Source organism: Streptomyces sp. NPDC048353, from assembly GCF_055587165.1.
Map to the genome: position 1 here is coordinate 44,792 of NZ_JBVJGU010000002.1, position 13,265 is coordinate 58,056.

General features: G+C 72.8%; 15 protein-coding genes. 9 read left to right on the forward strand and 6 right to left on the reverse strand.

Annotation, left to right across the window (positions count from 1 at the left end; all coding sequences use genetic code 11):
- The first annotated feature begins 196 nt into the window (after positions 1-196).
- Genes ACZ6RC_RS05530 through ygfZ form a run of 3 tightly spaced genes read left to right on the forward strand, consistent with a single transcriptional unit; the run spans position 197 to position 2,246 of the window.
- Positions 197-769: a heme-binding beta-barrel domain-containing protein gene (locus ACZ6RC_RS05530; RefSeq protein WP_469579493.1), complete on the forward strand. Its 573-nt coding sequence runs from the start codon at positions 197-199 to the stop codon at positions 767-769.
- 48 nt (positions 770-817) lie between these two features.
- Positions 818-1,255 (forward strand): Fur family transcriptional regulator, encoded by a 438-nt coding sequence (locus tag ACZ6RC_RS05535; protein WP_391143483.1) that lies wholly within the window; start codon positions 818-820, stop codon positions 1,253-1,255.
- A 10-nt stretch (positions 1,256-1,265) separates the two neighbouring features.
- Positions 1,266-2,246 (forward strand): CAF17-like 4Fe-4S cluster assembly/insertion protein YgfZ, encoded by a 981-nt coding sequence (gene ygfZ, locus ACZ6RC_RS05540; RefSeq protein ID WP_469579494.1) that lies wholly within the window; start codon positions 1,266-1,268, stop codon positions 2,244-2,246.
- 93 nt (positions 2,247-2,339) lie between these two features.
- On the opposite strand, the gene dtd is transcribed toward ygfZ, so the two are convergent.
- On the reverse strand, positions 2,340-2,765 hold the full coding sequence (dtd, locus tag ACZ6RC_RS05545) for a D-aminoacyl-tRNA deacylase (protein WP_391143488.1): 426 nt from the start codon (positions 2,763-2,765) through the stop codon (positions 2,340-2,342).
- Between the two features lie 127 nt (positions 2,766-2,892).
- On the opposite strand from dtd, the gene ACZ6RC_RS05550 reads away from it, so the two are divergent.
- Both ACZ6RC_RS05550 and ACZ6RC_RS05555 read left to right on the forward strand, forming a co-directional pair.
- Complete coding sequence (locus ACZ6RC_RS05550) at positions 2,893-3,486, forward strand: RsiG family protein (protein ID WP_391143491.1); 594 nt, start codon at positions 2,893-2,895, stop codon at positions 3,484-3,486.
- Between the two features lie 74 nt (positions 3,487-3,560).
- The gene (locus ACZ6RC_RS05555; RefSeq protein WP_469579496.1) at positions 3,561-4,805 is read left to right on the forward strand and encodes a GNAT family N-acetyltransferase; all 1,245 of its coding nucleotides are present in this window, start codon (positions 3,561-3,563) and stop codon (positions 4,803-4,805) included.
- 72 nt (positions 4,806-4,877) lie between these two features.
- Here ACZ6RC_RS05555 and ACZ6RC_RS05560 read toward each other — a convergent pair whose 3' ends face one another.
- Positions 4,878-5,633, reverse strand: coding sequence for an ABC transporter permease (locus tag ACZ6RC_RS05560; protein WP_391143497.1), 756 nt, complete (start codon positions 5,631-5,633; stop codon positions 4,878-4,880).
- Complete coding sequence (locus ACZ6RC_RS05565) at positions 5,626-6,675, reverse strand: ABC transporter ATP-binding protein (protein ID WP_469579499.1); 1,050 nt, start codon at positions 6,673-6,675, stop codon at positions 5,626-5,628. The genes ACZ6RC_RS05560 and ACZ6RC_RS05565 overlap by 8 nt, the downstream gene beginning before the upstream one ends.
- A 177-nt stretch (positions 6,676-6,852) precedes the next feature.
- On the opposite strand from ACZ6RC_RS05565, the gene ACZ6RC_RS05570 reads away from it, so the two are divergent.
- The 4 genes from ACZ6RC_RS05570 to ACZ6RC_RS05585 all read left to right on the forward strand — a co-directional run bounded on the left by ACZ6RC_RS05570 (position 6,853) and on the right by ACZ6RC_RS05585 (position 9,230).
- Positions 6,853-7,620, forward strand: a complete 768-nt coding sequence (locus tag ACZ6RC_RS05570) for a TetR/AcrR family transcriptional regulator (RefSeq protein WP_453612422.1) — start codon at positions 6,853-6,855, stop codon at positions 7,618-7,620.
- An 87-nt stretch (positions 7,621-7,707) separates the two neighbouring features.
- Positions 7,708-8,178 carry a helix-turn-helix domain-containing protein gene (locus ACZ6RC_RS05575; RefSeq protein ID WP_469579501.1) on the forward strand — a complete coding sequence of 157 codons (471 nt, stop codon included), beginning with the start codon at positions 7,708-7,710 and terminating at the stop codon, positions 8,176-8,178.
- A 20-nt stretch (positions 8,179-8,198) separates the two neighbouring features.
- Positions 8,199-8,786 carry a hypothetical protein gene (locus ACZ6RC_RS05580; RefSeq protein WP_391143509.1) on the forward strand — a complete coding sequence of 196 codons (588 nt, stop codon included), beginning with the start codon at positions 8,199-8,201 and terminating at the stop codon, positions 8,784-8,786.
- Between the two features lie 105 nt (positions 8,787-8,891).
- Complete coding sequence (locus ACZ6RC_RS05585; RefSeq protein WP_391143512.1) at positions 8,892-9,230, forward strand: DUF2516 family protein; 339 nt, start codon at positions 8,892-8,894, stop codon at positions 9,228-9,230.
- A 112-nt stretch (positions 9,231-9,342) separates the two neighbouring features.
- Here the strand turns inward: ACZ6RC_RS05585 and ACZ6RC_RS05590 are convergent, their stop codons facing one another.
- The 3 genes from ACZ6RC_RS05590 to ACZ6RC_RS05600 form a co-directional block, all read right to left on the reverse strand.
- Entirely contained in the window at positions 9,343-10,641 is a 1,299-nt protein-coding gene (locus tag ACZ6RC_RS05590; RefSeq protein ID WP_469579503.1) for a PP2C family protein-serine/threonine phosphatase, read from the reverse strand.
- Positions 10,642-10,919: 278 nt separating this feature from the next.
- Positions 10,920-11,978, reverse strand: a complete 1,059-nt coding sequence (locus tag ACZ6RC_RS05595; RefSeq protein ID WP_391143516.1) for a C40 family peptidase — start codon at positions 11,976-11,978, stop codon at positions 10,920-10,922.
- Positions 11,979-12,262: 284 nt separating this feature from the next.
- Complete coding sequence (locus ACZ6RC_RS05600; RefSeq protein ID WP_391143518.1) at positions 12,263-13,111, reverse strand: class I SAM-dependent methyltransferase; 849 nt, start codon at positions 13,109-13,111, stop codon at positions 12,263-12,265.
- Between the last annotated feature and the right edge of the window lie 154 nt (positions 13,112-13,265).

A 13,265-nucleotide genomic window follows, 5' to 3' on the forward strand; every position in this document is an offset into this window, starting at 1 on the left:
GGGCCGGGCGCCAGGCCACTAAGCTGGGGTCCGGCCCGTTCCGCCTTCATCGCTCATTCGAGGAGCACCTGTGATCATCTTCTTCGAAGCCCTGCTGATCCTGGTCTGCGTCGGCGTCCTCGCCTTCACCGGCCTGGCCGTGAAGAAGCTGTACCAGGGCCAGCGTTAATCCCCCTACAGATCGACAGAGCTGCTCATGATCGAAATCCCGTCCGACCTCAACCCGGACCTCGTCCCCCTCGCGTTCCTCCTCGGGACGTGGCAAGGCGCGGGCGTCTCCGACTTCCCCGGCGCCGAGAAGTGCAACTTCGGTCAGTCCGTGACGTTCAGCCACGACGGCCGGGACTTCCTCGAGTACGTCTCCCACTCCTGGGTCCTGGACAACGAAGGCAACAAGGTCCGCCCGCTGGAGAGCGAGAGCGGCTACTGGCGGATCGACAAGGACCGCAAGGTCGAGATCGTCATGGTCCGTGACCAGGGCATCGTCGAGATCTGGTACGGCGAGCTCGCCGACCAGAAGCCGCAGATCGACCTCGTGACCGACGCCGTCGCCCGTACCGCCGCCGCCGGCGCGTACAGCGGTGGCAAGCGGCTCTACGGCTACGTCAAGGGCGACCTGATGTGGGTGGGCGAGAAGGCCACCCCCGAGGTCCCGCTGCGGCCGTACATGTCGGCGCACCTGAAGAAGGTCGTGTCCCCGGAAGAGGTCGCGGAGATGGCCCGCGGCCTCGGCGACCTGCCGGACGACGGCATCGCCTTTTTCAAGTAGGTCCGCCGAACCCCTCGGGATGCCGCCACGCCCTCCTACACTGGGGGCGTGGTGAGCACCGACTGGAAGAGCGACCTGCGGCAGCGCGGCTACCGGCTGACGCCCCAGCGCCAGCTTGTCCTGGAGGCCGTCGACACGCTCGAACACGCGACGCCCGACGACATCCTCGGCGAGGTCCGCAAGACCGCGTCCGGCGTCAACATCTCCACCGTCTACCGCACGCTGGAGCTGCTGGAGGAGCTGGGCCTGGTCAGCCACGCCCATCTGGGCCACGGCGCCCCGACGTACCACCTCGCCGACCGGCACCACCACCTCCACCTGGTGTGCCGTGACTGTACGGACGTCATCGAGGCGGATGTCGACATCGCCGCCGAGTTCACCGGCAAGCTCCGCGAGACGTTCGGCTTCGACACGGACCTCAAGCATTTCGCGATCTTCGGCCGCTGTGCGGACTGTTCGAACAAGGACGAGGCCGCGCGGTCGTAGGCTGGTCCCCATGCAGCGTCATTCCACGCACAGCCCCCTGCTCTCCCTGCCCGGCGCCGTCCCCGCCGAAGGCCGTGACGAAGGCGTCGCCGCGCACTACGGCGACCTGTTCCGCGAGCAGCGCGCCCTCGCCGGCGGCACCGGCTTCGTCGATCTCTCGCACCGCGGTGTCGTCACCGTCACCGGGGACGACCGGCTGAGCTGGCTGCACCTGCTGCTCACCCAGCACGTCTCCGAGCTGCCGGTCGGCCAGGCCACCGAGGCGCTGATCCTCTCCGCCAACGGCCACATCGAGCACGCCCTCTACCTCGTCGACGACGGCGAGACCACCTGGGCGCACGTCGAGCCCGGCACGCAGGAGGACCTCATCGCCTATCTGGAGTCGATGAAGTTCTTCTACCGGGTCGAGGTCACCGACCGCACGGCGGACGTCGCCCTCGTCCACCTGCCCGCCGGCTCCATCGCCGAGGTGCCCGACGGCGTGGTCGTACGGGAGACCCCGCACGGCCGCGACCTGTTCCTGCCCCGCGCGGAGCTGGAGGCCTTCGGCACCGCGCACGGCCCCGCCGCCGGGATCTTCGCGTACGAGGCGCTGCGGGTCGAGACGCACCGGCCCCGGCTCGGCTTCGAGACCGACCACCGGACCATCCCGCACGAGCTGGGCTGGATCGGCAGCGCCGTGCACCTCCAGAAGGGCTGCTACCGCGGCCAGGAGACGGTGGCGCGCGTCCACAACCTGGGGAAGCCGCCGCGGCGGCTCGTCTTCCTGCACCTCGACGGCAGCGAGGTCCACCTGCCCGGTCACGGCACCCCGATCCGGCTCGCCGCGGACGGCGCCGAGGGCCGCCAGCTCGGCTTCATCACCACCTCGGCGCGCCACCACGAGCTGGGGCCGATCGCCCTGGCGATGCTGAAGCGGAACGTGCCGGTGGACGCGGAGCTGCTCGCCGGCGACACGGCGGCCGCCCAGGAGACGGTCGTCGAGCCGTAAAGGCCGTCGCGTCGAGCCGTAAGGGCCGTCGCGTCGAGCCGGCAAGGGCCGCGAACGGCCCGCGGGGCCCCGAGCGCCCTCGGGGCCCGGCGCTCAGACCTCGATCAGGAGGGTGAACGGGCCGTGGTTCGTGAGCGAGACGCGCATCTCCGCTCCGAACCGGCCCGTCTCCACCGTCGCCCCCAGCTCGCGCAGCCGCGCCACCACCTCGTCGACGAGCGGTTCGGCGACCGGCCCGGGCGCGGCGGCGTTCCACGTGGGCCGGCGACCCTTCCGCGCGTCCCCGTAGAGGGTGAACTGAGAAATCACCAACAAGGGCGCATTCACGTCCGAACAGGATTTCTCGTCCTCCAGGATCCGGACGGACCACAGCTTCCTGGCCAACTGGGCGGCCTTCTCCGGTGTGTCGTCGTGGGTCACTCCCACCAGCACACACAGCCCTTCGCCGGCGATCCCGCCGACCGTCTCTCCTGCGACGACGACGCTCGCGCCGTCCACTCTCTGCACCACTGCACGCATACGGACCAACCTACAGACCGACGCATCTGGGGCTGAACGGGTGCAGAGCGCCTGCACACACCCGTGCGGGGGTGGCACGATGCGTGTCAGGCGGTGCGGCTCCGCACCGGTCGAGGGGACGATTCACATGAGTGCACATGGCGCCGGGCAGACGCCGTCCGGTCCCGTACCGCTGACCCGAGTCGGCGCGGCCGTACGTCCACCGACACAGCGCACGGCGGCTCCGTCGCTGCCACCACCGCCACAGCCGGACATCGCCGCCCTCCGGCTGCCCGAGCTGCGCGCCCTGCGCCGGGACGCGCAGGGCGACGAGGCCGACCTCAGCTACGTCCGGCGGATGCTGCAGGGCCGGATCGACATCCTCCGGGCCGAGCTGGCCCGGCGTACCGACCCGGAGGCGCCGGTCCTGGACCGGCTCTCGGAGATCCTCGCGGACGCGCCCTCGCGGCTGCGGACCTCGGCGCGGCACGTGACGCTGTCGACGCCGCGGAGCGAGGAGTACCGGCGGCTCGCCAACGAGATGCTGTCCGAGGTCGAGCTGTCGGACCTCTGCGCGCGTACGGACGACGAACTGCACACGGCGATGGGCCGGCTCGCGGGCTACGAACAGCAGGTCTCGCAGCGCCGGCAGCAGCTCCAGCGCACCGCCGACGACTGCAGCGCGGAGATCGCCCGGCGGTACCGGGAGGGCGAGGCCCAGGTCGACGACCTGCTGATCTGAGGGGCCGGACCCGGGCCTTCCGGCCGGGCGGAAACTCGCGTGCGGCGCCCAGAGGCCCCGCATAGCCTCGGGGCATGGTCCTCGAAGTGCGCCCCGTCGCCGAGTCCGAGTACGCCGAATGGCTGCGGGCGGCCCGCGCCGGCTTCCTGCTGCCCCCCGTCGTCTCCGACGCCGAGGTCGCCGACCGGCTCCCGCACATCGACCTGGCCCGTACCCTCGGCGTCTTCGACCGGGGCCGGGCCGTCGCCACCTTCCGGTCCTTCACCCAGGAGCTGTCGACGGTCGGCGGCGGCACGCTCGTCGCCGACGCCGTCTCCAACGTCACCGTCTCCGCGACCCACCGCCGCCGGGGCCTGCTCCGGCGCATGATGGCGGCCGACCTCGCCGCCGCGACGGAGCGCGGCGACGCCGTCGCCACCCTGATCGCCGCCGAGTACCCGATCTACGGACGGTACGGCTTCGGCCCGGCCACCTGGACCACCCAGTGGACCGTCGACGTCCGCCGCGCCGGCCTCGACCCACGCCGCTCCGGCCGTCCCGAGGACGGCGGACGGATCGACTTCGCGGACGGCGAGGAGATCCGGAGGACCGGCCCCGGACTGCACCGCCGTCTGGCCGCCGCCCGCGCCGGGATCGTCGGCCGCGACGCCCGCGGCTGGGACCTCGGCACCGGCCTCGGGCACCACACCACGCCCTGGACCGAGCCGTTCTACGCCGTCTACCGCGACGAGGACGGAACTCCGCAGGGCTACGCCGCCTACACCTGCGACGACAAGTGGGAGGACGGCAAGCAGCCCCTCAACACCGCCGCCGTCCGCGACCTGATCGCCGTCACCCCGGCCGCCGAACGCGCGCTGTGGACGTTCCTGTGCTCCCTGGACTGGGTCACCACCGTCACCTCCGGCCATCGCGCCCCCGACGACCTCCTGCCGCTGCTGCTCCCGGACCCGCGGGCCGCCCGCGTCACCACCCACGCCGACATGCTGTGGGTCCGGGTCCTGGACGTCGCCAAGGTCCTGGAGGGCCGTACGTACGGCACCTCGGGCGGACTCGTCCTCGACGTGCGCGACGCCGACGGGCCGGCCGGCGGCCGCTACCGCCTCGACGCCTCCCCGGACGGCGCGGCCTGCACCCGTACCACCGAGTCCGCCGATCTCGCCCTCGACGTCGCGGAGTTGGGCACCCTCTCGCTCGGAGACGAGTCGGTCGTACGGCTCGCGTCCCTGGGCCGCGTGGAGGAGGTCACCCCGGGCGCCGCCGCCCTCGCCGACCACCTGCTGCGGAGCCCGCGCCGCCCCTGGTGCCCCGACGTGTTCTGACGTGTTCTGACGTGTTCTGACGCCGACGTGTCCCGACGCCCGGGCCGCCCGGGCGGGGACGCGACGGGGCCGTCACCTCGTACGCAGCCGGAACAGGCTCTCCGACGCCGCCACCGCCAGGGCGAACAGCCCGGCGCACCAGGCGAGGGCGATCCAGGGGGTGTTGCCCACCGGCTGGTCCAGGAGCAGCCCGCGCAGGGACTCGATGACCGGGGTCACCGGCTGGTGTGCGGCGAAGCCGTGCAGCCAGGTGGGCATGGTGTCGATCGGCACGAACGCACTGCTCGGGTACGGCAGGAACATCATCAGGAAGGTGAACCCGCCGGCCGCCTCCGGTGTTCTGGCGAGCAGCCCGGCCGCCGCCGACAGCCACGACACGGCGGTGATGAAGGCGACGAGCAGGCCGAGGGCCGCGAGCCAGCCGGAGGCGCTCGCCGAGGGGCGGAAGCCGATCAGGAAGGCGACGCCGAAGACGAGGACGGTGGCGAGGAGGTTGCGGGCCACGCTGGCGCCGACATGTCCGGCGAGGATGGGGGTGCCGCCGATGTCGAGCGAGCGGAACCGGTCGATGATCCCGCCCTTCATGTCCTCGCTGACGCTGACGGCGGTGCTCGCGGAGCCGAATCCGGCGCAGAGGAGGAGGACGCCGGGGACGACGTAGGTCACGTACCGCGTCCCGGTGTCGATGGCTCCGCCGAAGAAGTAGACGAAGATCAGCATCAGCATCACCGGCAGCAGCATGGAGGTGATGACGGCGTCCAGGTTGCGGCGGCTGAGGCGGATGCCGCGGCCGGTCAGGACGCTCGCGGTGGTCAGCGCGTCAGACATGGGCGGGCTCCTGAGGGTCGCGGTCGGCGGGTGCCGGGGTGGTGGGCTCGCCGGCGGGGGCCTGGGTTGCGGTGGCGGCGTCGGTTCCGGTGAGGGTCAGGAAGACGTCGTCGAGGGTCGCGGTGTGCAGGGTGAAGCGGAGGATGTCCCGGCGCTCCGGGTCGAGTTCGTCGAGCAGGGCCCGGACGTGGGCGGCGCTGCCGTCGGTGGGGATCCCGAGGGTGCGCGTCTCCGGGGAGCGGTGGACCGCGCGGCCGGTCAGCCGGAGGTAGGCGGCCTCGTCGGCGAGGACGAGGTCGAGCCGGTGGCCCGCGACGCGTGACTTGAGCGCGTCGGCGGTGCCCTCCGCGACGATCCGCCCGGAGTTCATGACGGCGATCCGGTCGGCGAGGCGGTCGGCCTCCTCCAGGTACTGGGTGGTGAGGAAGACGGTCGTGCCGCCGGCCGTCAGGTCGCGGACGACCTCCCAGAGGTCCTGGCGGCTGCGGGGGTCGAGGCCGGTGGTGGGCTCATCGAGGAACATCACCTCGGGCGCGCGGACCAATCCGGCGGCGAGGTCGAGGCGCCGGCGCATGCCGCCGGAGTACGTCCTGGTCAGGCGGCCGCCCGCGTCGGTGAGGCCGAAGCGGTCCAGGAGCTCGGCGGCGCGCCGGGCGGCGTCCCGGCGGGACAGTCCGCTGAGCCGGGCGGCCATGCGGAGGTTCTCGGCGCCGGTCTGCATGGCGTCGACGGCGGCGAACTGCCCGGTGAGGCTGATGGCCCGGCGGACGGCGGAGCGCTCCCGGACCACGTCGAGCCCGGCCACGCGCGCGTGGCCGGCGTCGGGCGGGGTGAGCGTGGCGAGGATGCGGACGGTGGTGGTCTTCCCCGCGCCGTTGGGGCCGAGGAGGGCGAAGACGGAGCCCCGGTCGACGCGGAGGTCGAGGGAGTCGAGGACGGTGACGGCTCCATAGGCCTTGCGGAGGCCGACGGCCTCGATCGCGGGGGCGGGGCCGGCTGCCGTGGCATGGGCGTGGTGGGCGGGTGGCGCGGTGGGCTGCATGGCGGCTCCTGCTCGGTGAGCGGGGACTCGTACCGCGTCCGGACGCGGGTCGTCGAGGCCCGGGCCGGCACGCAGTACGTACTGCGTATGGTCTACGCGTTACTGTGTAAGGGTTACGCATTACTAGGATGGTCGTCAAGCGCGCAGGGCGAACGCGATCCATGGAGGCGGCGACCGATGGCGGACGACAACGGCGGGGGCGGCACGTTCCTGCCCGCGAGCATCGAGGCCGCCTGGGGCCTGCGGGAGCGGCCCGCCAAGGGCCCCAAGCCCGGGCTGACCCTGGACCGGATCGTCGCCGCGGCCGTGGGCATCGCCGAGGCGGAGGGGCTGGACGCCGTCTCCATGGGGCGGATCGCGAAGGAGCTGGGCGTCTCCCCGATGTCGCTCTACCGCTACGTCGGCGCGAAGAGCGAGCTGTACGTCCTGATGCAGGACGCGGCGACGGGCGCCCCGCCGGAGATGTTCGCGCCGGGCGCGCCGTGGCGGGAGGCGATGGAGGCGTGGGCGTGGGCGATGCGCGAGATCTACCGCCGCCACCTCTGGATGGTCCGCGTCCCCCTCACGGGCCCGCCCGCGACGCCCCACACCGTCGCCTGGTGGGAGCGGGCCATGGTCGCCCTCGGCGGCACCGGCCTCGACGAGGGCGCCAAGATCTCGGTGATCCTGCTGGTGAGCGGCTTCGTGAAGAGCGACGCCCTGATGCTGGCCGACCTCGCCGCCGCGATCGACGCGAGCGGTGAGGAGGCGCCCGTCGTGATGGTCCGCTACGCCGCGACCCTGCGCCGCCTCGCCGACCCGGCCCGCTTCCCGGCGGTGGCGCGGATGCTGGACTCGGGAGTGCTCGACGAACCGGACGAGCCGGACTACGAATTCCGCTTCGGCCTGGCCCGGCTCCTCGACGGGGTCGCGGTCCTGATCGACGGCGGGGCGGGGGGCGGGTGACCCGACCGGGCCGAGTCGGTGCGTGCGGTGCGACACACTTGCAAGCGAGTGCTTGCAATAGTTAGCAGGAGCTGGCAGGGTCGCAGCATGGCATCACTCAACGTCGGCAATCTTGGCGAGTACCTCCGCGAGCAGCGGCGCACCGCGCAGCTGTCCCTGCGGCAGCTCGCCGATGCCGCCGGGGTGTCGAACCCGTACCTCAGCCAGATCGAGCGCGGGCTGCGCAAACCCAGCGCCGAGGTGCTGCAGCAGGTCGCGAAGGCGCTGCGGATCTCCGCCGAGACGCTGTACGTGCGCGCCGGGATCCTCGACGAGAAGGAGCGGGACGAGCTGGAGACGCGCGCCGTCATACTGGCCGATCCCTCGATCAACGAGCGGCAGAAGCAGGTGCTGCTCCAGATCTACGACTCCTTCCGCAAGGAGAACGCAGCCGAGAACGCCGCCGAGAGCGCCGCGGAAGGCGCGGCCGCCTCCGGTGCGGACACGGGTGCCGACGCCGACGCGGGTGCCGACGTGGATGCCGAACGATCCTCGAACGACCCTCGAACCAGTACGTGACGTCCGGGAGGACCACAACCATGGCCATCATCGAAGAACTGCGTACCCCCCTCTACTTCGCCGCCGGTACCGCCGATCTCGCCGTCCAGCAGGCCAGGAAGGTCCCCGGGCTGATCGAGCAGATCGCCGCCGAGGCCCCCGCGCGGTTCGACGCCGTACGCAAGACGGACACCAAGGCCGTGCAGGAGAAGGTCTCGGAGCGGGCCAAGGAGGCGCAGTCCACGGTGCAGTCGAAGCTCGCCGAGGTCGTCGGCACCTTCGACACCGACCTGAAGAAGCTGGGCGAGACCGCCCAGGACTTCGCCCTCCGCTCCGTCGGCGTCGCCGCCGAGTACGCCGTCAAGGCGCGGGAGAAGTACGAGGAGGTCGCCGCCCACGGCGAGGAGACCGTGCGCGCCTGGCGCGGTGAGGCCGCCGAGGAGATCACCGAGATCGCCATCGCCGTCGAGCCGGACTCGAAGACGGACGCGGAGAAGGCGCGGGAGCAGAAGGCCGCGCAGGCGGAGACGACCGAGGCCACGGCCGGCGCCGACGAGTCCAAGGCCGCCCGCAAGCCCGCCGTCCGCAAGCCCGCCGCCAAGAAGACCGCGGACGCGACGGAGCTCTGACCCCGACCGTTCATCGAAGCCCGGGCACCAATCGGGGTGCCCGGGGCGTTGGACCGGGTACGTTGGCCGCGAGGCGCTCCATCCACTCACGAGGCGGTGCTACGCATGTTGCGCGCGGGATTCGACTCCATCATCTGGCTGGTGATCGGCCTGGTCTTCATCGGCTTCGCCATCACCGCGCTCGTCTTCGCGGCGATGGCGCGCGAGGACGCCTACCGCGCGGCCGACAAGCAGACCAAGAAGTTCTGGCTGATCCTCCTGGGCATCAACCTCGCCCTGAACCTGCTGCTGCCGATGCTCTTCCTGCAGATCGCCGGCCTGATCGCGGCCATCGTCTTCATGGTCGACGTCCGGCCCGCCATCCGGCAGATCTCGGGCGGCGGCGGCCGTCGCGGCGGCTCCAGCAGCGACGGGCCCTACGGCCCGTACAACGGCGGCCGCTAGCGGCGGCCTACAACGGCGGCCCGTACAACGGCGGTCGGTCGCCAGCTGCCGGACGTACCGCACGCGCCGTACGAGCAGCGCGAGCGGGATCCGTACGGTGAGGGCCCGGGCTTCAGCCCCGGGCCCTTTCCAGTGCCAGGACCGCCACGTCGTCCGTCAGCTCGCCGCCGTTCAGCGACCTGACCTCCGTCACCGCCGCCTCCAGCAGCTCCTCGCCCCGCAGGCCCTCCGCCAGCTGCCGGTTGATCATCGCGACCATCCCGTCCTGGCCGAGCCGCGGCGAGTCCGGGCCCGCCGAGCGGCCCTCGATCAGCCCGTCCGTGTACATCAGCAGACTCCACGTCCCGCCCAGCTCCACCTGGCGGCGCGGCCAGCGGGCGCGGGGCAGCAGGCCGAGGGCCGGGCCGCTGTCCTCGTACGGCAGGAGCCGCGCCGCGGCCCCCGCCCGGGCGATCAGCGGCGAGGGGTGCCCGGCCAGGCAGAGGCCGGCCCGGCGCCCGTCCGGCGCGATGTCGACCGTGCAGAGCGTCGCGAAGATCTCCTCGCTCTCCCGCTCGTGCTCCAGAACCTGCTGCAGCGTCGACAGGAGCTCGTCCCCGCACAGACCGGCGAGGGTCAGCGCCCGCCACGCGATGCGCAGCTCCACGCCGAGCGCCGCCTCGTCCGGGCCGTGCCCGCAGACGTCGCCGATCATGGCGTGGACCGTGCCGTCCGGGGTGCGGACGGTGTCGTAGAAGTCGCCGCCGAGCAGCGCGCGCGAGCGGCCGGGGCGGTACCGGGCCGCGAACCGCAGGTCCGAGCCCTCCAGCAGGGGGGTGGGCAGCAGCCCGCGCTCCAGGCGGGCGTTCTCCTGGGCCCGCAGCCGCGACTCGGCCAGCTTCACCTGGACCGCGTCGGCCCGCTTGCGCTCGACCGCGTACCGGATCGCCCGGCTCAGCAGCCGCCCGTCCAGCTCCTCGCGGAAGAGGTGGTCCTGCGCCCCGACGCGTACCGCCTCCGCCGCCAGCTCCGCGTCGGCCGAGGCGGCCAGCGCCAGGACGGCGTGCCGCGGTGCGAGCCGCAGGACGTGCCGCAGCGGCGCCAGCGGGTCGTCGGCGGCCGCCCGGGGCCCGGGGAGGGCCAGGTCGACCAGGACGCAGTGCACGTCGTCGGTGAGCAGCCGCTCGGCCTCGGTGAGGTTGCGGGCGGTACGGATCCGGACGCGGGTGCCGTCGGCGTCGAGCATTTCGGGTACGGCGAGGGCCCCCGCCGGGTCGTCCTCGACGACCAGCAGGGTCAGATCGGTGCCGGTCGTCGCCGTGGCGACGGTGGCGGGCGTGCCGCCGGGGGCACCGGCGGTACCGGCGGCAGCGGTGACAGCGCCTGGCGCCGCAGCAGAGACGGTTCTCTGACGCGGTACGGGTACGGGCATCGGCTTTGTTTCCTTCCCTCCCCCCGAGGGCGCGGCGCGACGACGAACGACGTCCCGCCAGACGGGGACCATAGCGCCACCCCGCCGGACAACGGAATGGTGATCACGGCACGAGCACGGAAGCGAGGTTGGCATATGCCGCGCATGGGGAGGTTGTCGCCCGTCGGGCCATGACGAACATCACGCGCCGACGGGCTTGGAAGCCCTCGTTCCGCGAGCCGGCGCCACGGGCGGTCCGCAGACCGTGGTCACAGCGACGCCCCCGCGGGTCCGGTCCGTCACTCCGGCCGGACGACTCCCAGGATCTCCATCGAGCCCGCTCCCGCGATCGTCACGTTCCGGCCCGGACGCGGGGCGTGCACCATCGCGCCGTCGCCGATGTACATCCCGATGTGGCTGGCGTCCTTGAAGTAGACGATCAGGTCGCCCGGCCGCATGTCCTTGATGTCCACGCGCGGCAGCAGCCGCCACTGCTCCTGCGAGGTGCGCGGGATGTTCCGGCCCGCCGCGCCCCAGGCGCTCTGGGTCAGTCCGGAGCAGTCGAACGACCCCGGCCCCTCCGCGCCCCAGACGTACGGCTTGCCGATCTGCGCCGTCGCGAACGTGACCGCCGCCTTGCCGCGGGCGGTCGCCGTCCCGTCGAGCCCCTTGAGGACGCCGGTGTCCAGCCAGGCGGACTGCGCCCGGTGGCGCTCCTGCTCCTCCAGGCGCAGCAGCCGCGCCCGCTCCTCGGCCTCCAGCTCGGACTCCAGCTTGCGGGCCGCGGCGATCTTGGCGTCGATCTCCTTCTTCGCCTTGGCCTGCTTGACGCGGTTGGCCTCCAGCTTGGTCCAGTTGGTCCCCGCGTCCCGGGCGTAGACCGTCAACTCCGTCTGCGTGCGGTTCATTTCGCCGAGGAGGTCGCTGGTGGCCTTGTGGCCCTGCTTGAGCCGGCCGGCGTGGTCGAGGAAGAGCTGCGGGTCGTCGGTGAGGACGAACTGCGCGCCGTCGGGGAGGCCGCCGTTGCGGTACTGGGCGCGGGCCGCCGCGCCCGCCTGGGCCTTGAGCCGGTCGATCTTCTCGCGGCCGGCCACGATCATCCGGGCCAGCTTCACGATCTCGGCGGACTGTTCCTTCGTCTGCTCCTCGGCGAGGTTGTACGCGTCGGTGGCGACGGCGGCCTGGCGGTACAGGCCGTCTATCTCCTTGCGGACCTCTTCGAGGGTCTTCTTCGGCCCGGCGGGCGCCCCCGGCGGCAGCGGCGCGGCCGACGCGGACAGGGTCAGCGCGGGTGAAGCCAGCACCGTCAGGGCGCAGACCACGGTGATCGCGGTGGTGGCACGGCGGCGTCGGTTCACTTATCTCCCCCTTGGACGGCCTTGCATCCCGCATCTGATTTACCGTCAGTAACTTGTCGGTGACCTTGGCGATAGTGCCATGCGAAACGGGAAAACGACAGGGGAAACCCGGGCTTGTCGGGTCACGTCCCCCGACCAGGGACGAGTGCACGGCGTGTCGCGTTCCGTCGGCACCGGAAATTCGACGGGATGTGACGAGAACGACGCGCGCGGGGCCCGGTCACGGGGCCGCCCCGCGAACCCGGCGGGCGGGGGAGGGGGGCGTACGGCGGGGGGCGGGGCGCTCAGGAGGCCGGAGCCAGCGCCTCCCAGCGCACCGTCACCTCTCCCTGCCGCCACCGCCCGTGGCCGTCCGTCAGGGGCCAGTCCGCCGCCAGGTCGCGTACCGCCCGGATCCAGCGCTGCCGCGCGCCGAGCGAGGCGTACGGAGCCGCCGCCGCCCACGCCCGATCGAAGTCGCGCAGGAAGGCGTGCACCGGCTCGCCCGGCACATTGCGGTGGATGAGGGCCTTCGGCAGCCGCTCCGCGAGGTCCGACGGCCGCTCCAGCGAACCGAGCCGGGTCGCGAAGGTCACGGTGCGCGGCCCGGACCGGTCGAGCGCCACCCAGACGTGCCGCCGCCCGATCTCGTCGCACGTCCCCTCCACGAGCAGCCCCCCGGGGCCGAGCCGCGCGCACAGGCGCGCCCACACCGCGGCGACCTCGCCCTCGTCGTACTGGCGCAGCACGTTCGCGGCCCGGATCAGCGAGACCTCGCCCGGCACCGGGACCTCGAAGCCGCCGTGCCGGAAGGTCAGGCCCTCGCGCTCGTACGGGCGGGCGGCCGCGACCCGGGACGGTTCGATCTCGATGCCGACGACCTCGGTGCGCGGATCGGCGGTCCGCAGCCGGCCGAGCAGCTCGACGGCCGTCCAGGGGGCGGCTCCGTACCCGAGGTCGACGGCGACGGGCGGGACGGGCGACCGGCGCAGCGCCGGGCCGTGGACGGCGGCGATCCAGCGGTCCATGCGGCGGAGCCGGTTGGGGTTGGTGGTGCCGCGGGTCGCCGTGCCGACCGGCCGGGCCCCGGCGGGCGGGGAGAGAGGTGTGCGCCCCCGGGCGGAGCTGGGGGTCAGGGGGGTGCGCGGGGCCATGGAACGAGCGTAAGCGGTGCGCCGGACCCCACCCCCACGCCCCATTCGCCTCACCCGCCCCGCCCCCGCCCCCCGCCGACGAACCGGCCGGGCAATGAATTGGCAAAACGGAAATGGATGGCGGAATTCCGGTGTTGTGCCGCCTGGAGGGCGA